This is a genomic window from Vibrio sp. 10N.237.312.B06, from assembly GCF_041464685.1.
Taxonomy (GTDB): Bacteria; Pseudomonadota; Gammaproteobacteria; order Enterobacterales; family Vibrionaceae; genus Vibrio; species Vibrio tasmaniensis_A.
The window spans coordinates 1-23,987 of sequence record NZ_JBFSPI010000006.1 but is presented as its reverse complement, the minus strand read 5'-3'; the positions used below and the strand labels follow the sequence as shown (position 1 = coordinate 23,987).

The following is a 23,987-nucleotide window of genomic DNA, read 5'->3' as shown; positions in this document are numbered from 1 at the left end:
TGGCATAGTCGCTCAAAATCCAAGAGCTGAGATAAAAAATGTCTGAACAAAATGAGTTTATGCAAGAAGAACAGTTGATCGAGATTATCGAGAACCAACTTGAAGATGGACAACCAGTAAAAGTTAAAGAGACGCTAATGCGTTTAATGATGACAGGTACACCTCGTGAAGAGGCAATTGCAGCGATGGCATGTGCACTGGCAATTGAAGTATTTGATGTAATGAAAAACGGCGCAGAGTTTAATCAAAAACGTTACGCCGAGCATTTGGGCATGCTGCCTGATCTTAGCTTTATGGAAGGCGAATAAAAAAATAGCCTAGCAAACGTTTGCTATAGTTTGAAAGATTGCCGCGTTAAATATAGCGCGGTAGAATCCGCCACCTATTTCCCCTTGACTTAGACTAGCCCTATGAAATTCCCTGGACAACGTAAATCAAAGCACTATTTCCCGGTTCACGCTCGTGACCCTTTAGTAAGCCAAGCTCAAACGAGCAAAAGAATGTCACGTACCCATATTATCGGTATTGACCAAACTTTGGTGGATATTGAAGCAAAGGTGAGTTCTGAGCTAATTGAAAAATATGGCTTAAGTAAGGGGCACTCTTTGGTTATTGGTGATGAAGCTGCTGAATCTTTGTATCAAGAATTAAAAGAACAGTGCCTGATCACTAATGAATACGCAGGTGGCACAATTGGTAATACATTACACAACTACTCAGTATTGGCGGATGACCGTTCAACACTATTGGGTGTAATGAGCCAAGATATTAAAATTGGTAGCTACGGTTACCGCTATTTATGTAATACATCAAGCAGAATGGATCTGAACCATTTACAAGGGGTAGATGGCGCAATTGGTCGCTGCTTTGCATTAATTACAGAAGATGGTGAACGTACTTTCGCAATTAGCGAAGGACAAATGAACCAATTAAAACCTGAAAGCATTCCTGAGAAAATTTTCAAAAGTGCTTCTGCTTTAGTATTAACTGCGTATTTAGTTCGTTGTAAACCAGGTGACCCTATGCCTGAAGCAACAATGAAAGCTATTGAGTACGCGAAGAAATACGATGTACCTGTTGTTTTAACGCTTGGTACTAAATTCGTTATTCAAGATGATCCAGAGTTTTGGAAAGATTTCCTTGAACAACATGTAACCGTTGTTGCAATGAACGAAGACGAAGCTGAAGCATTAACTGGTGAAAGCGATCCTCTAGCTGCTTCAGACAAAGCACTAGATTGGGTAGACTTAGTTCTATGTACAGCAGGCCCTGTGGGCTTGTTTATGGCGGGTTACACAGAAGATGCAGTGAAGCGTGAAACATCATTGCCGTTGTTACCAGGCTCGATTGCTGAATTTAACCGTTATGAATTTAGCCGTCCCGCACATAAAGATTTATGTGAAAATCCAACGAAAATCTATTCGCATATCGCACCTTACATGGGCGGCCCAGAAAAGATTAAGAATACTAATGGTGCCGGTGATGCTGCGTTGTCTGCTCTATTACATGATATGGCCGCTAATAAGTACCATAAAGAAAATGTGCCTAACTCAAGTAAGCATCAGCATTCATTCTTGACGTATTCTTCGTTCTCACAAGTTTGTAAATATTCAAACCGCGCAAGTTATGAAGTATTAGTTCAGCACTCGCCACGATTATCTCGAGGCCTTCCTGAAAGAGAAGATAGTCTAGAAGAAGCGTACTGGGAAAGATAAGGCATTTTTTTGATTTATATTTCACTATTAGAAATATAAAAAAGGCTCCGAAAGGAGCCTTTTTTGTTTCTGAATATATTGAAGCCGTAAATAATACTTTAGTCGACTTAAATATTGATTCTATTGCTTAGTGGGTTATTGATTATTCACTTAGCAAACTCGATGCCTTAAAGAGCAAACTCTTCTAGAGATTTACCAGCATCTAGTTGTTCTTGGATAGCTGAAGGCGTACGGCCTTGGCCTGTCCAAGTTTTTTCGTCGCCATTCGCGTCTACGTATTTGTATTTCGCAGGGCGAGGAGCACGTTTAGATTTTGTTGTTTTAGATTTTGCTTCACCAGAAAGTGCAGCAATAAGATCGGCAACATCGATTCCGTCTTTTGCAATTTGTTCTGCGATAGCAGAAAGCTTAGCTTCTTGCTCTGCTTTTGCTGCGCGTTCTTCAGCTTCAGACTCTTGACGTTCTTGTACAACAATAGTCAGCTTGTCTAGCGCTTCTTCAAGTTGCTCAAGAGTTAATTCACGTGAGAACGCACGAAGGCTACGGATATTTAATAGAGTTTTTGTTAATTCAGACATGATATTTCCCATCAAGGTAAACTAAATAATCCTCCTAATAATAAACAGAGCCTAAGAATAAAACAAATAGTATTTCTTCTATTAGTTATTTAAATAAAGAAATGAGACGAGTGTTTTAAGATGAAAAGATAGACCTCTAATGAACTTATAATAACTATTAAGAATATCTTAAAAAAAACAGGCGATATCTGATATGTGTTAAGTGGAGTAATCCGCAAAAGTTGACTATTCTTCTATTGATTACTTCATTAACAAAAAACTATTTTTCTCGGAATGATATGTTGCATTGTTGCTCTTGATGGGTACAATTGCGGCTACCTGATGCGGTGCTTTGGTTAATCTGTTGTTAAACTCTGGTTTACACGGTTAATAATGTTACCGCACGTAGAGGTGCAATTATAAAGAGTAGTTTTCGTTGGGGTGATGCCAATGAACGGGAATGAAAGGTGTAATTGCCGAAGTAAATTGTATATCTAAGCAATTTGCTGGGGTTGTGCTCAATAGGTACAACACTGCCATAGTCTTAATTTTAAACTATGGAGCGCTACTGTAGGGTTGGGTGAAGTGTTCACTTCCCTTTCGCTTAGTTCAACATGAGCTTGATAAGCCGTATCAAGTTTATCTGCAGTAGATCTCTAGCCAAATAAAAAACTGGTTTTTGAAGATCATGAATTTAATAGATTTTGCAACATCGCCTTTATCGCTGCTTCCTCCCTTGGTTGCCTTGACTCTTGCTATTGTTACCCGTCGTGTATTAGTTTCCTTGGGTGTCGGTATCGTCATGGGTGCGATTCTACTTGCTGACTACTCAGTAGGTAACGCAGCTAGCTACGTCTTTACTAAAGTATCTGGTGTTTTCATCGAAGATGGTGGTATTAACACTTGGAACATGAGCATCGTTGCTTTCCTAATTATCCTTGGAATGACAACTGCATTATTAACACTGTCTGGCGGTACTCGCGCATTCGCTGAGTGGGCACAGTCTCGTGTTAAGAGCAAACGTGGTTCAAAACTACTTGCTGCCTTCTTAGGCGTATTCATCTTTGTTGATGATTACTTCAACAGCTTAGCGGTAGGTGCCATCTCTCGCCCTGTAACTGACCGCTTCTACGTATCTCGCGCTAAGCTAGCTTATATCCTAGATTCAACTGCTGCTCCTATGTGTGTGATCATGCCGGCTTCTAGCTGGGGTGCTTACATCATCACTATCATTGGTGGCATCTTAGTGACACACGGTGTGACAGAGTATTCTGCACTGGGTGCTTACGTTCGCCTTATCCCAATGAACTTCTACGCTGTGTTCGCACTATTAATGGTGTTTGCTGTTGCGTGGTTTGGTTTAGATGTTGGCAAAATGCGCGAGCATGAGATCGAAGCCTCTCAAGGCCGTGGTTTTGAAGGTGATAATGATCAAAAGCAAGCGCACGATCTAAACGAAGAGCTGGATATTCAAGAGAGCGAAAACGGTTCTGTTTCTGATCTCGTTATGCCAATCGTAGCGTTAATCGTCGCGACGGTTGCAGCAATGCTTTACACCGGTGGCCAAGCGCTTACTGCTGATGGTCAAGCATTCAATTTACTTGGTGCATTTGAAAATACAGATGTAGGTAAGTCTCTGGTTTACGGTGGTGTTATTGGTTTACTCGTTGCGCTAGCAACGGTATTCAAACAGAAACTGCCTATGGCTGATATCACAAGAACAATGTGGATTGGTGCAAGCTCAATGTTTGGCGCTATCCTTATCCTTGTATTTGCCTGGACGATTGGTTCTGTTATTGGCGACATGAAAACAGGTTCGTACCTATCCTCTCTAGCAACAGGTAACATCGATTACCACTGGCTACCGGTTATCTTGTTCCTTCTTGCTGGCCTAATGGCGTTCTCGACAGGTACATCTTGGGGTACGTTCGGTATCATGTTACCGATTGCGGGTGACATGGCTGCTGCCTCTGACATCGCGCTAATTCTTCCTATGCTAAGTGCGGTTCTTGCGGGTTCTGTATTTGGTGATCACTGTTCTCCAATCTCGGATACAACGATTCTGTCTTCTACAGGTGCGCGTTGTAACCACATTGACCACGTATCGACTCAGCTCCCTTACGCGCTGTCTGTGGCGTTCGTATCGTGTATTGGTTTTATCACCCTAGGAATGACATCATCAACTGGCATTGCATTTGGCGCAGCGTCTCTAACGTTTGTTGCGGTATGTTTTGCATTGGCTTATTTCTCTCGTTGCAAGATAGCAACGTGTAAAAGCTAATCATCATTTGATTGAATAATGAGAAGGGAGGCGTTTGCCTCCCTTTTTTTGTGTTCGTTAATTTAATTTTAAATTTCGTGAAAAAAGTTCGAATAAATGGTTGAAAAAGGGTGTCAGCTTAGTTAGTGTGGAGACAAGACAGCAAACAACCTAAGAGCTGATAAGTATGCGTAAATTAGTAATGAACATTCATCACCATCATCACCCTATCTAGTCTTTCGGGGAGATTTACGTATACCCGGGAGCAAGAATTCTCCCGGAGGTTAAGTCAAAGAATTTAGATTTAAACCCTCGGGACGACAAAGTCTTCCGAGGGTTTTTTAGTTTTAGCACTTTTAAATAATCAATAAATTCAAATATTTGCACAGGGATACAGCAATGCAGACACAACGCCTAAGAATCGCAATTCAAAAGAAAGGTCGCTTAAGTAAAGAGTGCCAAGATCTACTTAAAAAATGTGGTGTGAAATTTAACATCATGGGTGAGCGCTTAGTTGTTCATTCACTAAATATGCCAATCGACTTGTTACTGGTTCGTGATGACGACATCCCAGGCCTTATCATGGATGGTGTGGTTGACCTTGGTTTTATCGGTGAGAATGAACTAGAAGAAGTTCGCCTAGACCGTGTCGCTCTAAAGGAGCCTTCAGAGTTTCGTACACTACGTCGTTTAGACTTCGGTGGTTGCCGCCTTTCTATCGCAATCAACAAAGATGAAGAATACAACGGCCCACAAGACCTAGCGGGCAAACGTATTGCGACAACTTACCCACAACTACTAAAAGCCTACATGGACGAGCAGGGTGTTGAATTCAGCACTTGTATGCTAACAGGCTCGGTTGAAGTGGCTCCTCGTGCAGGCCTAGCAGATGCTATCGCTGATTTAGTTTCTACAGGTGCGACGCTAGAAGCAAACGGCCTAAAAGAAGCAGAAGCTATCTTCCAATCTAAAGCAACACTGATTCAACGTGTGGGTGATTTCGACGCTGACAAGACTGCATTGATTGAAAAACTACTGACTCGTATGCAGGGTGTTCAACAAGCGAAAGAGTCGAAGTACATCATGCTTCACGCACCAACGTCTCAGCTAGAGCAAATCAAAGCACTACTGCCTGGGGCTGAAGATCCTACGGTTCTTCCTCTATCTACAGACAAAGACAAAGTTGCCGTTCACCTCGTAAGTACAGAGAACTTGTTCTGGGAAACTATGGAACAGCTGAAAGAGTTGGGTGCAAGCTCGATTCTAGTATTACCAATCGAAAAAATGATGGGGTAGTGACGATGAGAACCGTTGTTTGGCAATCTTTAAGTGAATCACAGCAAGACTCGGTATTAGAGCGTCCAGCTATTACTGAAGGTGCAAACATCACAGCGACTGTTTCTGATGTTATTGCAAAAGTACGAAATGAAGGCGATGCCGCACTTAAGGAACTGACTGAAAAGTTTGATGGTGTGACTCCAGAATCTATCCGAGTTAGTTCGGGTGAGATCGAAGAGGCATGTGCTCGTCTAACACCAGAGATGAAGCAAGCGTTGGAGCAAGCTTACAGCAACATTGCTAAGTTTCATGAAGCTCAAAAGCCACAGCCAATTAAGGTTGAAACACAGCCTGGTGTTGTGTGTGAGCAGGTGACGCGCGCGATTAATACTGTTGGACTTTATATTCCGGGGGGCAGTGCGCCACTTCCGTCAACGGTTCTTATGTTAGGTGTACCTGCTCAAATTGCGGGTTGTCGTAAGGTTGTGCTTTGCTCACCTCCGCCCATCGCGGATGAAATCTTGTATGTCGCTAATCTTTGTAAAATCGATGAGGTTTACAATGTTGGTGGTGGTCAAGCCGTTGCTGCCATGGCTTACGGGACCGAGAGCGTTGCTAAGGTTGATAAGATCTTCGGCCCAGGTAACGCTTACGTAACGGAAGCTAAACGCCAAGTAAGTAACGACTTCCGTGGCGCTGCGATTGATATGCCTGCTGGCCCGTCTGAAGTGTTAGTGATTGCAGACGAAACTGCGGATGCTGACTTCATTGCTGCTGATCTACTGAGCCAAGCTGAACACGGGCCAGATTCACAGGTTGTATTAGTAACACCATCACCAGTTATTGCCGACCAAGTAACCGATGCAGTTCAGAAGCAACTGAAAGAGCTGTCTCGTGCGAACATCGCTCAGCAAGCATTGGCTTCAAGTCTAATCATCATTGCTGAATCGATCACTCAAGCGATTGCGATTTCGAATTTCTATGGCCCGGAACACTTGATTGTTCAGACCAAGAGTCCACGTGAACTGCTGCCATTACTAGATAATGCAGGTTCAATCTTCTTGGGTGACTGGTCTCCAGAATCTGCAGGTGACTACGCATCAGGCACAAACCACGTTCTTCCGACTTACGGCTATACCAAGACTTATTCAAGCCTAGGTTTGGCGGATTTCTCTAAGCGTATGACGGTACAAGAGTTAACAGCTGATGGCTTACAAGGCCTAGCGCCAACGGTAGTCACAATGGCGGAAGCCGAAGGTTTGGACGCACACAAACGTGCGGTGACCATCCGAGTTGAAAAATTAAATCGATTTGAACAGCTAAATAAAGCGAAATAAGGGTAGGGCATGGAAAAGTTAGCAAGAAAACAAGTTCAGGCTCTAACACCTTACTTGTCTGCAAGACGCATTGGTGGCAGCGGAGATGTATGGTTGAACGCCAACGAATCTCCGTTTGATAACGAGTACACCTTAAATCTGACTCGACTTAATCGCTACAGCGAGTGTCAGCCTAAAGAGCTAATCGATGCTTACGCTCAATATGCGGGTGTTGCACCAGAGCAAACGTTGACTACTCGTGGTGCTGACGAAGGCATTGAACTACTGATTCGTGCTTTCTGTGAGCCGAACGAAGACGCTATTCTTTACTGCCCACCCACTTACGGTATGTACGCAATCAGTGCAGAGACGATTGGTGTTGAGCGTAAAGTGGTGCCTCTGACTTCTGAATGGCAATTGGATCTTCCTGCTATTGAAGCTCAACTTGACAACGTAAAAGTGGTCTTTGTTTGTAGTCCAAATAACCCAACCGGTAATTTGGTTGATCGCAAAGACATCATCAAGCTGCTTGAAATGACACAAGACAAAGCGATTGTTGTGATGGATGAAGCGTATATCGATTTCTGCCCTGAAGCATCAACGGTGGATTTGCTTGCTCAGTATCCGAATCTAGCGATTCTTCGAACTCTCTCGAAAGCATTTGCTTTAGCGGGTTTACGTTGTGGCTTTACGCTAGCGAACAAAGAGCTTATCGATGTATTGTTAAAAGTGATTGCTCCTTATCCTGTGCCAATCCCTGTTGCTGACATTGCCGTTCAAGCACTTTCAGAGCAAGGACTAGCGCGTGCTAAGTTCCAAGTTCTGGATTTAAGTGCTAACCGAGCGTATTTACAAGCAGGTCTATTAGGCATGCCTCAAGTGATGGTATTTGATGGTTGGGGTAACTACCTACTGGTTAAATTCCCGAACGGCGATGAGTTATTTAAAGCGGCTTGGGATACGGGCATCATTTTGCGTAATTCACCAATTGAAGACTGTGTTCGTATTAGTATTGGTAATCGCGAAGAGTGCGAAAAGACACTTGGATTCATTCGTAACTTTTATCAGTAACGAAAGGTTTACCAGTAATAACATTTGCCAGTTTGAGTGGATTAATTGCAGGCTGGCAAGTGAAACCAATATTTTGGGTTAGCGTTGATTTTAGCTAGGCCAGCAGATTTAAAATTAAAAGGAAGTTCAAGTGAGTAAACAACAGAAAATACTTTTTATAGACCGTGACGGCACCTTAATTGTTGAGCCGCCAGTTGACTTTCAAGTAGACCGTTTAGACAAACTAAAATTCGAACCGTTAGTGATCCCTAGCCTACTTGCACTGCAAGATGCAGGTTATCGCTTAGTGATGGTGACTAACCAAGATGGTCTAGGCACAGATAGCTACCCGCAAGAAGAGTTCGATGCTCCACATAATATGATGATGGAGTTCTTTGAGTCTCAGGGCGTTAAGTTTGATGATGTTCTAATCTGCCCTCACTTTGATGAAGACAACTGCTCTTGCCGCAAGCCTAAGCTGGGTATGGTTAAAGAATACCTACAAGGCGGTAAAGTTGACTTCCAAAAGTCAGTCGTGATTGGCGATCGAATGACGGATCTTCAACTTGCTGAGAACATGGCAATTCGTGGTATCCAATACGGACCAGATGCGCAAACTGAAGGCACGCTTAACTGGCCACAGATCGTTAAAGATCTGACGGTTAATGCTCGTGTTGCTGAAGTGGTTCGTACCACTAAAGAAACCGACATTAAGGTAGCCGTAAACCTTGATGAAACCGGTGACAACAAGATTGATACTGGCATGGGTTTCTTCGATCACATGCTTGATCAAATCGCGACACACGGCGGTTTCCAAATGAACCTGACTGTGAAGGGCGACCTGCACATTGATGATCACCACACAGTAGAAGATACCGCACTTGCTTTAGGCCAAGCATTGAAAGATGCATTAGGCGATAAACGGGGTATTGGCCGCTTTGGTTTCAGCCTACCAATGGATGAGTGTTTGGCTCAGTGTGCGCTAGACCTTTCTGGCCGTCCATACCTGAAGTTCGATGCTAAATTCAGCCGCGAGCAAGTGGGTGACCTTTCAACAGAGATGGTGGTTCACTTCTTCCGTTCTCTAACCGATACATTGGCTTGTACGCTACACCTTTCTTCTGACGGTAATAATGATCACCACATCATTGAGAGCCTATTCAAAGCGTTTGGCCGTACTCTTCGCCAAGCAATCAAAGTTGAAGGTAACGAGTTACCAAGCAGCAAAGGCGTTCTGTAAGGCTAACGTTAGCAAGGAAAAACAATGAAAGATCAAAAAGTCGTTATTATTGATACTGGTTGTGCCAATGTTTCCTCGGTGAAGTTTGCGATTGAACGTCTAGGCTACGCAGTTGAAATTTCAAAAGAACCAGAAGTTGTTCTTGCTGCCGATAAGCTATTCCTACCCGGTGTAGGTACAGCAAGTGAGGCAATGAAGAACCTGCAAGAACGTGACCTTGTTGCCCTTGTGAAGCAAGTAGAGAAGCCTCTGCTAGGTATCTGTTTAGGTATGCAGCTATTAGGCAAACTGTCTCAAGAGAAAGGCCAAAAGGCTGACGAGTTAGTTGAATGCCTAGGTTTGTGTGATGGTGAAGTTCGTTTACTTGAAACGGGCGACTTGCCGTTACCACACATGGGTTGGAACACCGTCACGGCAACACCTAACCACCCTCTATTTAAAGACATTGAAGAAGGCGAATACTTCTACTTTGTTCACAGCTTCGCAATGCCCGTGGGTGACTACACCATCGCACAATGTGATTACGGTAAGCCATTCACAGCAGCGCTTCAAAGTGGCAATTATTATGGTGTTCAGTTCCACCCAGAGCGATCTTCGAAAGCTGGTTCTAAGCTGATTCAGAACTTCTTGGAATTGTAATAAGGATTAGGCAGCGGCTAATGTTGCTATATAAGGAATGTAAATGATTATTCCCGCGTTAGATTTAATTGAAGGCCAAGTAGTTCGCTTATTCCAAGGAGACTACGGGCAAGTAACAGAATACAAAGTAGACCCAGCAGAGCAGTTTAACTTGTACCACCAAGCTGGCGCAGGTTGGCTTCACCTTGTTGACTTAACGGGTGCAAAAGACACAACGGCTCGTCAGTTAGACTTGATTGCTAAGCTACTGGCTAGCACGCCTGCAAACATCCAGATTGGTGGTGGCGTGCGTAACGAACAAGATGTCGTTGATCTACTAGAAGCTGGCGCACAGCGCGTTGTGGTTGGTTCTACGGCAGTTAAGCAACCTGAGTTGGTTAAAGGTTGGATGGAGAAGTACGGTGCGGAAAAAATCGTGCTGGCTCTGGACATCAATATTGACGAAAGCGGCACACGTAAAGTCGCGATTTCAGGTTGGCAAGAAGATTCAGGCGTGACCATTGAAGCGCTAATTGAAGATTACCTCACGGTTGGCCTTAAACACGTTCTGTGTACTGATATTTCACGTGATGGCACGCTAGAAGGGTCAAACGTAGAGCTCTATGTTGATCTCTGTAAACAGTACCCACAAGTGCAATTCCAATCATCGGGTGGCATTGGCAGCCTAGCTGATATCGAAGCACTTAAAGGCAGCGGCGTTGCGGGTGTGATTGTTGGTCGTGCACTGCTTGATGGCAAGTTCACCGCAGAGGAGGCATTTGCATGTTGGCAAAGCGAATAATCCCTTGTTTGGATGTCCGTGATGGACAAGTGGTTAAGGGCGTTCAATTCCGTAATCACGAAATTATTGGTGACATCGTTCCGCTAGCACAACGCTACGCAGAAGAGGGCGCTGATGAATTAGTATTTTATGACATCACCGCATCAAGTGATGGCCGTGTGGTCGATAAAAGCTGGGTGAAACGTGTAGCAGAAGTGATTGATATTCCTTTCTGTGTGGCTGGTGGTATTAAGTCTGCGGAAGATGCAGCACGCATTCTTGAGTTTGGTGCAGATAAAGTATCCATCAACTCGCCTGCATTGGCTAACCCACAGCTAATCACTGACCTAGCTGATAAGTTCGGCGTACAGTGTATCGTTGTCGGTATCGATTCATACTTCGATAAAGAGACGGGTAAATATCAGGTTTACCAATTCACAGGCGATGAAGCGCGTACCAAAGCAACCAAGTGGGAAACCAAAGATTGGGTGCAGGAAGTACAGAAGCGTGGCGCCGGTGAGATCGTGTTAAACATGATGAACCAAGATGGCGTTCGCAACGGCTATGATATCGACCAGTTAAATATGGTACGTTCGGTGTGTAATGTACCCCTGATTGCATCAGGTGGCGCAGGTGCAATGGAACACTTTGCTGAAGCTTATAAAAAGACCAACGTGGATGGAGCACTTGCGGCTTCGGTATTCCACAAACAAGTCATCAATATTGGTGAACTTAAACAGTATTTAAAACAACAAGATGTAGAGGTGCGACTATGAGTTTTGAACCCGTAAGCTTATCAAAAACAGAAGTAGGCGCATTGTCAGAGCGTATTGATTGGGAAAAAGTCGATGGCTTAGTGCCAGCGATTGTTCAAGATTACCAGTCTAGCCAAGTACTAATGATGGGATACATGAACCCAGCAGCACTTGAGAAAACCGGTGAAACTGGCCAAGTGACGTTTTTCTCTCGCACCAAAGAGCGCCTTTGGACGAAAGGTGAAACGTCAGGCAACGTATTGCAACTGCACAACGTCGCCTTGGACTGTGACAGCGACACCTTACTGGTTAAAGTTAATCCCATTGGTCCAACGTGCCACACAGGTACAACAACGTGTTGGGATGGAGACAAGCAAGAAGAGTCTCAGATGGTGTGGCTTCATCAGCTTGAGCAGCTATTGGCTGCCCGCAAGGACGCCGATCCTGAATCTTCTTATACTGCCAGTCTATATGCCCGTGGCACCAAGCGTATTTCGCAAAAAGTGGGCGAAGAAGGCGTTGAAGTCGCGCTTGCGGCGACGTCGGGCGATAAGGCGGAGTTAGTGTGTGAATCAGCAGATTTGATTTACCACCTAATGGTTCTTCTTCAAGATCAAGGCTTATCGATGGATGATGTGGTAAACAAGCTGAAAGAGCGTCATAAGTAAGCTCTCTTTAGATTAATAGAACCGCGTAAAAGACAGGCAAAAGCCCCGCAAACAAACATGTTTACGGGGCTTTTTAGTTTTTTAATTTTCAAGATTTCAAGATTTCAAGATTTCAAGATTTCAAGATTTCAAGATTTCTAAGCCCTACGTCACTTTTCTAACCTCTGACTTTGCGTCATTCCGAGGAGCCTAAGCGACATCAGGAATCTCTTCTCTTAATCTGACTTCTTAGTCGAACGAGTTACCCGCAGCACTTCTTGTATTTCTTACCACTGCCACAAATACACGGATCATTACGGCCGATTTTAAAGCTCTCAACGGTTTGATTTAAGCGTGGGTCAATTTCTGGTTGTGTAGTTTGTTCCTGCTCTGGGAAGGTACCATCAATGTAGTACCAAAGACCGTCTTCACGTATAAAGCGAGAGCGTTCTTGCATGCAGTATTGTGCGCCTTCTTCATTGAAGTAAGCTTTAAACTCAACAAAGCCTTCGTCTTGGTGCGAGCCTACCGCAGTATCGATGACTTCTAGTCCTGCCCAATCACTGTTGATAGATTCGGCAATACCTTCTCTTTGCGCTTCTGCGTTGCAGCTAGGGTGGTAAGTCGCAACAACATAATCCACCAAACCAAGTACATGTGCAGAATAACGTGAGCGCATCAATTGCTCGGGTGTTTCAACGGCACTGTGGTTAAGGTGTGCTGATTTACAGCACTGTTGGTAAGTATTTTTGCTACCGCATGGGCATAAAGACATGGTCAAATCCTGTAAAAATGGCCTCTGTAAGAGGCCATAAATGAATGTGTTGGAGTTTATCAAGAAACGACTGCTCACCAAAGCTGAGTTTCGATTGAAGTTGCTGTGTGACGTGAACTATTTCAAAGTAGGAGACAGCAGGTCTTGGGCCCAAGAAGTTGCTTCGTCATAAGCTTGACCTAGCTCTGCTTCGTTGAGTTTGAGCAGTTTACGAATGCGCGTTGCTTCATCCCAGCGAGCTTGTTCATAAGCTATGACCATCGCCAAAATGGCACCTAATACGCCTTTACGTTGAATCAAGGCTTGTTTAATCTCATCATCGATCGGCACCGAGTCCAGTACTTTTACTAACGGCAGATCGAATAGGGAGTCGAGCAGCGAGAACATGCCAGTTAAAAAGGCTTGCCCGGGCTCAACCTTAACGTTCATTTTCTCGACCAACAGTTCACATTGGCGCGCGCGTATCACGGCTAAACCATAAAGTGAGTCTGGTTTATCTTCTTTCGCGGATGCGATAGCAACCAGTGACACTAGCTTACGTAGTTTTTGTTCACCAAGATAAACAAGCGCTTGGTGGAATGAACGAATCGGTGTTGATGAGCCACCAGCGGAGTTTACGTAAGAGAGCAGCTTATACGACATAGTCATATCAAGGGTAATCAAACGCTCTACTTCGGCAAAGTTGATAGGATCGTTGGCAATCTCTTTCAACAGTTGAACAATGGTTAAAAAAGCAGGGTTTAATGCGCGAGTTTGGATCACCTCCGGCTTACTGAAAAAGTAGCCTTGAAAGTAGTTAAACCCGGCTTGGATTGCTTCTTGGTATTCTTCGTGAGTTTCTACTTTCTCCGCTAGAAACTCGATATTCAAGTCTTTCAGAGTGTTCATGAACATCGCAGCTTTAGCGATTGAGATCAAACGTATGTCGAATTTGATAATTGATACGTAAGGTAAGAAGCGTTTCCATGCTTTGCTAGGCACAAAATCATCTAACGCGATCGTGTAACCCGCATCATAAATTGTGATGATGGCTTCTAGCAGTTCGTCTGTTGGCTCACAGTCTTCCAGTACCTCGACAACTAAGCTCTCTTTCGGAAATAGAGTCGGGACTAGGTTAACCAAGCTTGCATATGGAAAATTAACGAATCCAAGCTTATCGCCCAATGTATTATAGTGGGTAGATAAGAAGTGGTCGGAAAGCAAACGGCTAGTAGCGAGCTCCGGCTCTACTTCAGGGAAAGTGTTCTTAGGACCATCCCTAAATAGCAACTCGTAACCTATGGTCTTCTTGTCTGCATCGAGTATTGGTTGACGCGCTACGTATGAATATTTCAACTTGGTACTGTGTTCGGTTTATTTTTGATAGACAAATAATAGCTAATTCAGGAGAAATTACCATATACAAGTGAAGAAAATCTGACCGATGATAATAATAAAAGTGAAAGTTTAAGCGTGATGCTAAAAGCGATTGCTAAACTCGCGATTCTGTAGTTCAAAACTTTGCGGAGTGAACACCAGAACTGATCCTTGGGTATACCAATCACCCAATACGATACGGGTTTTAGTGCAATTGTTAGCACTGAAGGAGTGTATGTCTGGACGGTGAGTATGACCGTGGATCATCAAATCGACGTTGTGTTGTTTCATCACATTTTCGACTTCTTGCTGTGTTACATCCATGATGTCGAGTGACTTTGTCTGCTTATCATCTTTGATATCAGACTGAACCTTGGAGACAATTTTCTTTTTGATAAAAAATGGAATTCTATTAAAGACCCATTGTAACCAGGGCTGATGAACTTTTTCACGAAAGGCGAGGTACTTTATATCTTCGGTACACAGAGTATCACCATGCAATACCACTGCTTTTTGTCCGTAGATATCGATAGTAGAAACTTCATCTAGAAGTTGTACGCCTGTTTGTTTCGCAAATTTTTTGCCAACTAAAAAGTCGCGATTGCCTTGTGTGAAATAACAAGGTACGCCAGTGTTAACTAAGTCTATAAACGTTTGGCGAATTGAATTCGCGAACTCGCTTGTATCGTCGTCACCAATCCAGAATTCGAAAAGATCACCCAACACGTAGAGTGCATCCGCTTCTACGGCCTCGTTCTTCATGAAGGTTAAGAAGCAGTCTGTGATGTCTTGTCGCGACGGAGCAAGGTGTAGATCTGATATAAAATATGTTTTCATAGGTCTAAAAAAAGGGAGCGATTCGCTCCCTATATCCTGATTTTATCGGCTCATCAATTATTAATACTAACCGAAAGCAAGTGATTAAGCTTCGATTGTCGTACCAGTGATGATCACTTCTTCTAGAGGTACGTCTTGGTGCATACCCATAGAACCAGTGCTAACACCTTTGATCTTGTTTACGATGTCCATGCCTTCAACAACTTCTGCGAATACACAGTAGCCCCAACCGTCTAGGCTTTCGCTACGGAAGTTTAGGAAAGAGTTGTCGTTAACGTTGATGAAGAACTGAGAGCTCGCTGAATGCGGTTCCATAGTACGAGCCATTGCTAGCGTACCCACTTTGTTCGCTAGGCCGTTGTTTGCTTCGTTCTTGATAGTCGCGCGAGTTGTTTTTTCTTTAAGGCCAGAAGTCATGCCGCCGCCTTGAACCATGAAACCATCGATAACACGGTGGAATAGCGTGTTGTCGTAAAAACCGTCACGGCAATACTGTAGGAAGTTTGCGCTTGTTTCTGGTGCTTTTTCTTCGTTAAGTTGAATTTTGATGTCACCAAAATTTGTGTGAAGGATGATCATGATTGTTACCTTACTGTCTTTTTAATATGAAGTTCGAATTCTAGCGTATGTTGGCGGACTTTCAAATCACCAAATCATTAACTTAACTCGGATGTTTGAGGTAATACCAATCGTAGTAAATAACTGGCCATCCTAGCTTGTTAAAACACTTGATAACGTCGTTAGAAATTTTGAATGTAGAATAACTACTTATCGAAAATTTCTTCCTTGTTCTCAAGCATTTTTTCTGCGCTATTTATGACCATCTACTTACTGTGATTGGTATAATTCCTGCTTTGGGGGATTACCTATTAAGGTATGACTTGTTATACTGCGATCTTATTTTTGATTAATCCATAAAATAGATAGAGATCATGCTGAAGATATATAACACGCTCACAAGACAGAAAGAGGAATTCAAACCAATTACAGCTGGCAAAGTCGGTATGTATGTCTGTGGGGTAACCATATACGATCTCTGTCATATTGGTCATGGCCGTACGTTCGTTTCATTTGACGTGGTAACTCGTTACCTGCGTTACCTTGGTTACGATTTGAATTTCGTTCGTAATATCACTGATATCGATGACAAAATCATCAAGCGCGCTAATGAAAACGGCGAGTCTTGTGACTCTCTGACTGAGCGTCTGATCGGTGAAATGCACGCGGACTTCGATGCATTGAACATGAAACGCCCAGATGTCGAGCCTCGTGCGACTGAATTCATCACAGAGATCATTGAGTTAGTAGAAAAGCTAATTCAACGTGGCTTTGCTTACGTTGCAAGCAACGGTGACGTGATGTTCGAAGTTAAGAAGTTTGACGAATACGGTAAGCTTTCTAAGCAAGATCTTGAGCAGCTTCAAGCTGGCGCCCGTGTTGACATCGATTCTGCAAAACGTAGCCCGTTAGACTTTGTTCTTTGGAAGATGTCTAAGCCTGGTGAGCCGACGTGGGAATCGCCATGGGGGCCAGGTCGTCCAGGTTGGCACATCGAATGTTCAGCAATGAACTCGTCTATTCTTGGCAATCACTTCGATATTCATGGTGGTGGTTCGGATCTACAGTTCCCGCACCACGAGAACGAAATCGCACAATCTTGCTGTGCACATGGCACCCAGTATGTGAATACTTGGATGCACAGTGGCATGGTGATGGTAGACAGAGAAAAAATGTCTAAGTCACTGGGTAACTTCTTCACTATCCGTGACGTACTTCAGCATTACGATGCAGAGACAGTTCGTTACTTCCTAATGTCTGGTCACTACCGTAGTCAACTAAACTACAGCGAAGATAACCTAAATCAGGCTCGTGCATCACTTGAACGTCTCTATACATCACTTCGTGGTCTAGACGTTACCGCAGCCCCTGCTGGTGGTGAAGAGTATGTGACTCGTTTCTCTACAGCGATGAACGATGATTTCAACACACCTGAAGCTTATTCAGTGCTGTTTGAAATGGCTCGTGAAATCAACCGTATCAAGACTGAAAGCATAGAAAAAGCAAGTGCACTAGGTGCGTTGATGCGTGAACTGGCAGACATCATCGGTATTCTTCACCAAGATCCAGAAGCTTTCTTGCAAGGCGATGCAGCAGGTAACGATGACGAAGTCGCTGAAATCGAAGGCCTAATTAAGCTACGTAATGACTCTCGCGCTTCGAAGGATTGGGCAAATGCCGATCTTGCACGTGATAAGCTGAACGAGCTAGGTATTGTTCTGGAAGATGGTCCAGAAGGTACGACTTGGCGTCGTAAGTAAATCTTATAAAAAGGGCTGATTTTCAGCCCTTTTTTCTAGCAAAAATTCTCTAATTTCACCTTTTTATCTTCAACTTTTAATTAACAGGAATATTTCTGTGGCTCAGATGTATTTTTATTACTCGGCAATGAACGCGGGTAAATCAACAACGCTTCTTCAATCTTCATTCAACTACCAAGAACGTGGTATGACACCAGTGATCTTTACGGCTGCATTAGATGATCGCTATGGTATCGGTAAAGTGAGTTCACGAATTGGTCTTCAATCTGAAGCTCAATTGTTTAAAAACGACACCAATATGTTTGAGGCAATTCAAAAACTCAACGAAGAAGAAAAGCGTCATTGTGTATTGATCGATGAGTGTCAGTTCTTATCGAAAGAGCAGGTTTACCAACTAACAGAAGTGGTTGATAAGCTGCACATCCCTGTACTTTGTTACGGTTTGCGCACTGACTTCTTGGGTGAATTATTTGAAGGTAGCCGCTACTTGTTGTCTTGGGCTGACAAATTAGTAGAACTTAAAACAATTTGCCACTGTGGCCGTAAGGCCAATATGGTAATTCGTACAGATGAGCACGGTGTGGCAATTGCTGAAGGTGACCAAGTCGCTATTGGTGGCAATGACCAATATGTTTCGGCTTGCCGTTTACATTATAAAGAAGCGTTAGGTAAATAAGCAGCCTACAAGTCGGCATTGCTAAAACCAATAGCGTTCAAATTAGAAAACGGTGACCTAGTGTCACCGTTTTTGTTTATTGAGCCGAGCTTTTGTTTTATTCCAAGCCGAGCTTCTATTTTATTCTTAGTCGATCTTTTGCTTTATTCGAAACCGAGCCTCTTTAATTCTTGATAGGCATGGTCAACGTCGTCAGGGATGGGCATCTCAATTTGAAAGCCCTGAGCGGGGTAGGATTTGATTCGCTCATAATCAGCAATCAATGCACCTAACACCATGTCTAACGGCAACTCTTCGTTAAAGTAATCATCCCAATTCTGCCATCGTGATGTCACTGTTATCTCGGAAGTTTCGTCAGGCCATTGCTTACAGAACGTTGCGTAAGTGCGTTTCTCCATAAAGGGCTTCTGAACTAGGGTCAGCCGTTTAGGTGATAATCCTCGCTGATCCAGTAGCTCGTAGGTAAACCGTACATTTTCCCCAGTGTTTGTCGCGTGCTTCTCAATGATAATGTCTAAGTCAGGCACACCACAGTCTCGTGCGATAGAAGCGAACGTTTCTGCTTCTGAACGCTCAAAGCTTCCTTCTGTAAAACGTCCCACACCACCAGAAAAAACGATGTAAGGCGCTATCTTTTGGTGATAAAGCTCGGCTGCATATTCAGCGACGCGAGTATCGTTGCTACACAATACAAAAATACAGTCTGAAGGCGTAACCTTGTGACCCATAGACATAAAGTTCCAAAGGGTGTCGACTGAGCGATGCAGTTTTATATTGGGATTTCTCTTAGCTGTAGATTGCTCAGTCATGAAGTGCGTCCAGTGTGGATTCGAATTTAAACGAGTAACCTAAGTCGAGAATCTTTTTCGAAGAGATCAGTTTGTCTGGCGTATCGACAAGAGGGGGAAGTGGTTCGCTGCTATTGGCACTTTTTAGTGCTGCGGCATAGAACTCTGCTTTGCTCACCGTATTCGGTGTGGTGACGTTGACCACTTCGTTGTGCAGTTGACTGATAGCGAAATCGACTGCGCCAATCGCGTCGTTAAGGTGAAGCATGTTGGCAGGAGCTTGAGTACTAACCTGCTTCAATTTACTTGCAAACCTCGATGGGTGACGGTTCGGGCCAATTAATCCACTGAAGCGAAGAATGGTGTAGTCGATGCCTGAATCAATCACTGATTGTTCCGCTCGCAGCATCACTCTCGCGCTATCGGTGAATGAAGACGCGAGCTCGTTGCCTGAGGTTGAAAGGGGGAGTGAAGCATCCAGTTCGTTCAATACGCCAGGTTTAGATGGGTATACGGTTGTTGAACTGACCATTATGAGCTTCTTAACGTTGGCCTTTTGACACGCATTGGTGAGTTGCTGCCAGTAGTCGGCGTACTCTTGTCCTGCTCCCTTTCTAAAGCCTGGAGGGAAGCTACCAATCACTATCTCAGTGTTGTTTTCGAGTAACAACGAATAGAGTTCGCCGATAGTCTCATCTGGCTTTGATGAGTCAAAACTAAACACTTCACATGGAACTCGTTTGTTCCCAACAGCGTCTGCACCTGCTTGGGTCGTTTTCGTGACCACAACTTGGTTACCATGTTTTTCTAAATGCTCAGATAAAGGTGCACCGACCCATCCTGCACCAACAATAAATATAGAAGCCATGTATTCCTCACAACTGCAAATGACGAATTTACAATAAGCCTAACAAACCTTTGGCCAAAAATGAAAAAACTCCACGGCCGAAGCGAGTGGAGTTTTTACTAGAACCGTGGAGTTTTAGTTCAGTACGCGAAGTAACTTGTCTGCGCGCTCTGCCATCTGGATACCTTCATCTGTTAGGTAACCACCGTCTGGCTGAGTGCAAAGATTCTTTTCGAATAGGCGCTTAACAGCGTCTTGAGTTTCTTGAGCAGCCTCTTGATGAACTTTAATTCCAGTAGCGGCGCTACTTACATCAAATTGAAGAAGGAGGTTTAAATCAGCAATATGTTCAGCGTTGTACTTCATAATTAACCTATATATTCATAACGTTCTCTACCTTCACCTTAGTGCGCATTCACGGCTCAAGCAATAGCAAATAAATAGAATTGATAAGTGATACCAAATTGAATGATTAATCGTCGTATGGTGGGTTTATTTTAGTTAGATTGCGTGATTTGCAGCCACTTAAATTCTGAACGATGTTTATTGGGAAGTGGTTGTAATATATTGTGTCACTAGAAATATATTGCATCCAGCTAATATTGTATAAAAAGGAAACGCATCAGTGAGAGTGAACAAAGTAGCATTAACGATCAGTATGCTATTTGCTATCTCAGGTTGTCAAAGTACACCCTCAGAGCAGACAGGCGCGAACCAAACCACAAATGACAATGAATCAACAGTAGAGGTCCGTTCATTTCAGTCTGTCCAAAGTGTTTACTCCGAGTGGGAGGCTAAGCTTGAAGAACACGCTCAATTGTCTCTCTATGCTCCAGAGAATTACAATGAACTATTAGACGCTTGGAATGATGCTGAAAGCATTTATGCGGACTTACTGAAAGATCAAACACGGTTAACCAAGAGTTACTCGATTTTTTCGACATTAACTTACGCCGAAGCCTTTGATGAAAAAATCGCGTTGATTCGATCAAATTATGACTCGATCTTAGTGCTAAAGGAAAAGGCTGACAGAGTATTAGCCGACTCGATAGTGCAAATGGATTACTTAAAGTTTCTTGGTGCCGATACTATGTTTGCATCGAGCTACAAGCGCTTGTATTCAGAATACAGCGAGCTGTTTGAGTATGTGCTGGTCGACGAACTTGAAGATGCTCAGGAAGCACAGGTAGAGTTTCTTAATAACGCGAGTTTGTTAGAAGTTAAAGTGGCGCACAAGAAGTACATCGAACCTTTGAAGGATGAGTTGGAGTTCTTAGAAGATGAAGATTTCGATGACGTTGTTCCACTGACGTTTGCTAAAGCGGCATCTCAAATTGCTTTGGCAGAAAGCCAAGTGAAAGCCAGTCCCCGTGAAAAGTCGATCATTGAAGACGCAGTTCACGCTGCAGAGTTCGAATTAAACCACGTGCGCAGTGTTGCTCATGAAGTTAAAGTGCTCGCAAGTATTAAAGGTGACAAATTTGAACAATCGGTTTTAAATGCCGAGAATCAGTTATTGAGCATTTCACGAGTGGTTAATGATGAAGATCACCGTGATGTTGTATTACGCCTTCAGTCTCAAAAAATTGTAGCGAGTGTTAAAGCGCTGAAAGGCTCAGACATGACGGCGTCATTAAAGTCAGAGATTAAAACTTTGACTGAACGACTCGCTAAGTTAGAAAGTGAGAATCAGAAACAAACACAGAAATTGGTTGAAGCGACCAAGCACAATCAATTGTTAGATGATCAGGTTACCAAGAGTGATGCTCACATAAAGAGCCTAGAAGAGTTAGTGGATAGTTTGAAAAGCTTAGGTGGTAAAGTTGCCACCGAAAGTGACTCTGATGTGATTCTTCCTAGTATTGAATCTAGCCTAGAGGATGCATCTCTCGAACAATCATTAGAAGAAGTGATTGAACCTTCGGTTTAGCATCACTAATTTCTTTATTTGTGATTGAGTTAAAAGCGCCTAAGGGCGCTTTTTTACGTTCTGTTGATCTATGTCAAAATCTGGAAACAAAAGTGTCCATTGAGTCATTATAGTGTACGTTATTCGTTTAGTTTTAACGTAACTTGTTGATATTTATAGATGTGTTGTTTTCTATGCTGATAACTAATCATTCAGCAGAGTTTTATTTTTACTACTAAAGTCGTATGAATTTGGAATAACTTGGACTAATTTCTTTCAACAGGGTTGTGAGAGGCATTTCGAGCTTAAAATAGCTCTTGAATTCAGAAATGAAAGAGAGGATTATCGCGCTCCCGACGACATGTTTCAAAATGTAAATCATCATGAATCTAAACCAATTCGACTCATTATTACCGCCACAAATGGCTGAGCGCGCTGCAGATATTGGCGTAGGTAAAGCAACCAAAGATCCAATCAAATCTTTTCTCCTAGCGATTTCTGCTGGCATACATATTGGTATCGCGTTTGTGTTCTACACAATCGTGACTACCGGCGCTGGTGATTTACCGTGGGGTATTACTCGCTTATTGGGTGGTCTAGCTTTTAGCTTAGGATTAATCCTTGTTGTTGTTACTGGTGGTGAACTGTTTACCAGCTCGGTGTTGACGCTTGTTGCTCGCGCAAGTGGCAAGATTACCTGGCGTACATTAGTTAAGAACTGGACCACGGTTTATGTAGGTAACCTAATTGGTGCATTGCTGCTGGTGGCCTGTATGCTTCTGACTAAACAGTACATGTTCGATCATGGGCAAGTGGGTTTGAATGCCATGGCGATTTCCCAACACAAAATGCACCATGATTTTATCCAAGCTATCGCGCTTGGCATCATGTGTAATGTGTTGGTTTGTATCGCGGTATGGATGACGTTTAGTGGACGTACACTTACCGACAAAATCGCGGTAATGATTTTACCTGTTGCGATGTTCGTATCAGCTGGTTTCGAGCACTGTATTGCGAATATGTTCCAAGTCCCTTTAGCTATCGGCATTAAAACATTTGCTCCTGCTGAATTCTGGACAATGACAGGCGCTAACCCAGCGGACTATGTTGATCTGAACATGGTGGACTTTTTGATGAACAACTTGCTGCCCGTTACTATCGGTAACATCATTGGCGGTGGTATCTTTGTCGGCATGTGGTATTGGTTGATCTACCTGCGTGACTAATAAAGGTGGCTCTATCAACAAAAGTGGCGAACTTAACTCAGTTGACGAGATGCGCTAAAGCTCAGTGGAAACACTGAACTGACTTATGACATTTACAAGACGGTCTGCATTGCAGGCCGTTTTTTATTTGTGGAAAACCTACTTCTTCACCCCTCTAATGATCATCTGAACACTCAACAGCGCTGCTCACCATATGTGTATATGTCTTTGAAAACACCGAAGGATCAACGGTAATGATCTTTTCGCGGGTGAAAGTGGACAAAAAAGGATCTATCTTGATTTGGTTATCCACAATTTCTGTGGATAACCTGTCTCAAATTCAGTGAGTAACCAGATCTAAAGGGAGTGGGGAGGTTATTTTGAAGGTTGTATTTGAGCGAGGACTCGACCTTCTTTGGTCAGGGAAGTCTTCAATGAGAGGTGAAGCGCAAGCGCCAAAGAGCAACTCATCATCACGAAAATCGCCAGCATGATCATCAGTTGATACTTAATCGCTATCATCGGTGACGCCCCCCCAAGAATTTGTCCTGTCATCATTCCTGGCAGCGTTACTAAGCCTGTGGTTGCCATAGAGGCCATGATAGGGGACATCGCTTTCTGTATTGCATTGCGTACAAACGGTGCTGCAGCGTAGGAGGGAGACGCGCCTAACGCGATTGCTGCTTCATATTCTGATTTCTGTGTTTCAAAAGCACCAAACAGGCTCTGCAATGCCACTATATTACTGCTTAAGCTATTACCCAATAACATTCCTGCGATCGGGATAAGGTACTGCGCGTTAAAAAGCGGTGTCGGTTTAATGATGAAAAAGCAGATAAACAAGACGATGGGTACACAGGTTACGGCAAGGCTTACGGCAACAGGCGCTAATAATAGCTGTCTCGGTAGCCTAGACTTCTCAACAATCGAGCTCGCACCGACAATTATCATGGCAAATAACCACAACAAATTGACCCACAAACTATTCAAAGTAAATAAATATTCTAGGGCGTGTTGATCTTTGCTGTACATTTCGCGTTCAACAATACATCGGTAGCC

General features: G+C 43.4%; 24 protein-coding genes, 1 riboswitch and 1 other annotated feature. Of the genes, 15 read left to right on the top strand and 9 right to left on the bottom strand.

The window, feature by feature from the left end; genetic code table 11:
- Positions 1-38 precede the first annotated feature (38 nt).
- Positions 39-308 carry a hypothetical protein gene (locus AB6C75_RS02745; RefSeq protein WP_004734567.1) on the top strand — a complete coding sequence of 90 codons (270 nt, stop codon included), beginning with the start codon at positions 39-41 and terminating at the stop codon, positions 306-308.
- Positions 309-410: 102 nt separating this feature from the next.
- Complete coding sequence (locus AB6C75_RS02740; protein WP_009848810.1) at positions 411-1,715, top strand: inosine/guanosine kinase; 1,305 nt, start codon at positions 411-413, stop codon at positions 1,713-1,715.
- A gap of 167 nt (positions 1,716-1,882) precedes the next feature.
- Here AB6C75_RS02740 and AB6C75_RS02735 read toward each other — a convergent pair whose 3' ends face one another.
- A complete protein-coding gene (locus AB6C75_RS02735; protein WP_012604381.1) occupies positions 1,883-2,293 on the bottom strand; it encodes an H-NS family nucleoid-associated regulatory protein in 411 nt (136 codons plus the stop codon).
- 377 nt (positions 2,294-2,670) lie between these two features.
- Positions 2,671-2,848: riboswitch (Lysine riboswitch) on the top strand.
- Positions 2,849-2,960: 112 nt separating this feature from the next.
- Here AB6C75_RS02735 and AB6C75_RS02730 point away from each other — a divergent pair.
- The 9 genes from AB6C75_RS02730 (at position 2,961) to hisIE (ending at position 12,238) form a co-directional block, all read left to right on the top strand.
- On the top strand, positions 2,961-4,553 hold the full coding sequence (locus AB6C75_RS02730) for a Na+/H+ antiporter NhaC family protein (RefSeq protein ID WP_029223134.1): 1,593 nt from the start codon (positions 2,961-2,963) through the stop codon (positions 4,551-4,553).
- Positions 4,554-4,742: 189 nt separating this feature from the next.
- Positions 4,743-4,878: a sequence feature (His leader region), on the top strand.
- A 53-nt stretch (positions 4,879-4,931) separates the two neighbouring features.
- A complete protein-coding gene (gene hisG, locus AB6C75_RS02725) occupies positions 4,932-5,828 on the top strand; it encodes an ATP phosphoribosyltransferase (protein WP_017060264.1) in 897 nt (298 codons plus the stop codon).
- Entirely contained in the window at positions 5,828-7,147 is a 1,320-nt protein-coding gene (gene hisD, locus AB6C75_RS02720; RefSeq protein WP_017098157.1) for a histidinol dehydrogenase, read from the top strand. Before hisG ends, hisD begins: the two co-directional genes overlap by 1 nt.
- Positions 7,148-7,156: 9 nt before the next feature.
- The gene (gene hisC / locus AB6C75_RS02715) at positions 7,157-8,197 is read left to right on the top strand and encodes a histidinol-phosphate transaminase (RefSeq protein WP_372047771.1); all 1,041 of its coding nucleotides are present in this window, start codon (positions 7,157-7,159) and stop codon (positions 8,195-8,197) included.
- Positions 8,198-8,327: 130 nt separating this feature from the next.
- On the top strand, positions 8,328-9,416 hold the full coding sequence (gene hisB / locus AB6C75_RS02710) for a bifunctional histidinol-phosphatase/imidazoleglycerol-phosphate dehydratase HisB (RefSeq protein ID WP_017098159.1): 1,089 nt from the start codon (positions 8,328-8,330) through the stop codon (positions 9,414-9,416).
- Positions 9,417-9,440: 24 nt separating this feature from the next.
- A complete protein-coding gene (gene hisH, locus AB6C75_RS02705; RefSeq protein ID WP_371727308.1) occupies positions 9,441-10,055 on the top strand; it encodes an imidazole glycerol phosphate synthase subunit HisH in 615 nt (204 codons plus the stop codon).
- A gap of 43 nt (positions 10,056-10,098) precedes the next feature.
- Positions 10,099-10,836 carry a 1-(5-phosphoribosyl)-5-[(5-phosphoribosylamino)methylideneamino]imidazole-4-carboxamide isomerase gene (hisA, locus tag AB6C75_RS02700; protein ID WP_012604374.1) on the top strand — a complete coding sequence of 246 codons (738 nt, stop codon included), beginning with the start codon at positions 10,099-10,101 and terminating at the stop codon, positions 10,834-10,836.
- Positions 10,818-11,591, top strand: coding sequence for an imidazole glycerol phosphate synthase subunit HisF (gene hisF / locus AB6C75_RS02695; RefSeq protein WP_004734577.1), 774 nt, complete (start codon positions 10,818-10,820; stop codon positions 11,589-11,591). The genes hisA and hisF overlap by 19 nt, the downstream gene beginning before the upstream one ends.
- On the top strand, positions 11,588-12,238 hold the full coding sequence (gene hisIE / locus AB6C75_RS02690) for a bifunctional phosphoribosyl-AMP cyclohydrolase/phosphoribosyl-ATP diphosphatase HisIE (RefSeq protein WP_017098160.1): 651 nt from the start codon (positions 11,588-11,590) through the stop codon (positions 12,236-12,238). The genes hisF and hisIE overlap by 4 nt, the downstream gene beginning before the upstream one ends.
- A 241-nt stretch (positions 12,239-12,479) precedes the next feature.
- On the opposite strand, the gene AB6C75_RS02685 is transcribed toward hisIE, so the two are convergent.
- The 4 genes from AB6C75_RS02685 to AB6C75_RS02670 all read right to left on the bottom strand — a co-directional run bounded on the left by AB6C75_RS02685 (position 12,480) and on the right by AB6C75_RS02670 (position 15,764).
- Positions 12,480-12,992, bottom strand: coding sequence for a YchJ family protein (locus AB6C75_RS02685; protein WP_017101634.1), 513 nt, complete (start codon positions 12,990-12,992; stop codon positions 12,480-12,482).
- Between the two features lie 117 nt (positions 12,993-13,109).
- Positions 13,110-14,327, bottom strand: coding sequence for an EAL and HDOD domain-containing protein (locus tag AB6C75_RS02680; RefSeq protein WP_372106764.1), 1,218 nt, complete (start codon positions 14,325-14,327; stop codon positions 13,110-13,112).
- A 123-nt stretch (positions 14,328-14,450) separates the two neighbouring features.
- Positions 14,451-15,185 carry a UDP-2,3-diacylglucosamine diphosphatase gene (gene lpxH / locus AB6C75_RS02675; protein WP_017098163.1) on the bottom strand — a complete coding sequence of 245 codons (735 nt, stop codon included), beginning with the start codon at positions 15,183-15,185 and terminating at the stop codon, positions 14,451-14,453.
- A gap of 84 nt (positions 15,186-15,269) precedes the next feature.
- On the bottom strand, positions 15,270-15,764 hold the full coding sequence (locus AB6C75_RS02670; RefSeq protein ID WP_372106762.1) for a peptidylprolyl isomerase: 495 nt from the start codon (positions 15,762-15,764) through the stop codon (positions 15,270-15,272).
- A 353-nt stretch (positions 15,765-16,117) separates the two neighbouring features.
- Between AB6C75_RS02670 and cysS the strand changes: the two genes are divergently transcribed.
- Positions 16,118-17,503: a cysteine--tRNA ligase gene (cysS, locus tag AB6C75_RS02665; RefSeq protein WP_009848796.1), complete on the top strand. Its 1,386-nt coding sequence runs from the start codon at positions 16,118-16,120 to the stop codon at positions 17,501-17,503.
- A 97-nt stretch (positions 17,504-17,600) separates the two neighbouring features.
- Positions 17,601-18,179 carry a thymidine kinase gene (locus AB6C75_RS02660; protein WP_009848795.1) on the top strand — a complete coding sequence of 193 codons (579 nt, stop codon included), beginning with the start codon at positions 17,601-17,603 and terminating at the stop codon, positions 18,177-18,179.
- Positions 18,180-18,322: 143 nt separating this feature from the next.
- Here the strand turns inward: AB6C75_RS02660 and AB6C75_RS02655 are convergent, their stop codons facing one another.
- The 3 genes from AB6C75_RS02655 to AB6C75_RS02645 form a co-directional block, all read right to left on the bottom strand.
- Complete coding sequence (locus tag AB6C75_RS02655; RefSeq protein WP_372047766.1) at positions 18,323-18,988, bottom strand: YdcF family protein; 666 nt, start codon at positions 18,986-18,988, stop codon at positions 18,323-18,325.
- Positions 18,981-19,835: an NAD(P)H-binding protein gene (locus AB6C75_RS02650; RefSeq protein ID WP_372106759.1), complete on the bottom strand. Its 855-nt coding sequence runs from the start codon at positions 19,833-19,835 to the stop codon at positions 18,981-18,983. The genes AB6C75_RS02655 and AB6C75_RS02650 overlap by 8 nt, the downstream gene beginning before the upstream one ends.
- A 114-nt stretch (positions 19,836-19,949) precedes the next feature.
- Positions 19,950-20,180 (bottom strand): TIGR02647 family protein, encoded by a 231-nt coding sequence (locus AB6C75_RS02645; protein ID WP_009848792.1) that lies wholly within the window; start codon positions 20,178-20,180, stop codon positions 19,950-19,952.
- A 259-nt stretch (positions 20,181-20,439) separates the two neighbouring features.
- Between AB6C75_RS02645 and AB6C75_RS02640 the strand changes: the two genes are divergently transcribed.
- Both AB6C75_RS02640 and focA read left to right on the top strand, forming a co-directional pair.
- Positions 20,440-21,744, top strand: coding sequence for an ATPase (locus AB6C75_RS02640; protein ID WP_372106757.1), 1,305 nt, complete (start codon positions 20,440-20,442; stop codon positions 21,742-21,744).
- Between the two features lie 362 nt (positions 21,745-22,106).
- On the top strand, positions 22,107-22,949 hold the full coding sequence (gene focA, locus AB6C75_RS02635; protein ID WP_372106755.1) for a formate transporter FocA: 843 nt from the start codon (positions 22,107-22,109) through the stop codon (positions 22,947-22,949).
- Between the two features lie 354 nt (positions 22,950-23,303).
- Here focA and AB6C75_RS02630 read toward each other — a convergent pair.
- On the bottom strand, positions 23,304-23,987 hold a 684-nt coding region (locus AB6C75_RS02630), incomplete at its 5' end, for an ABC transporter permease (protein ID WP_372106753.1).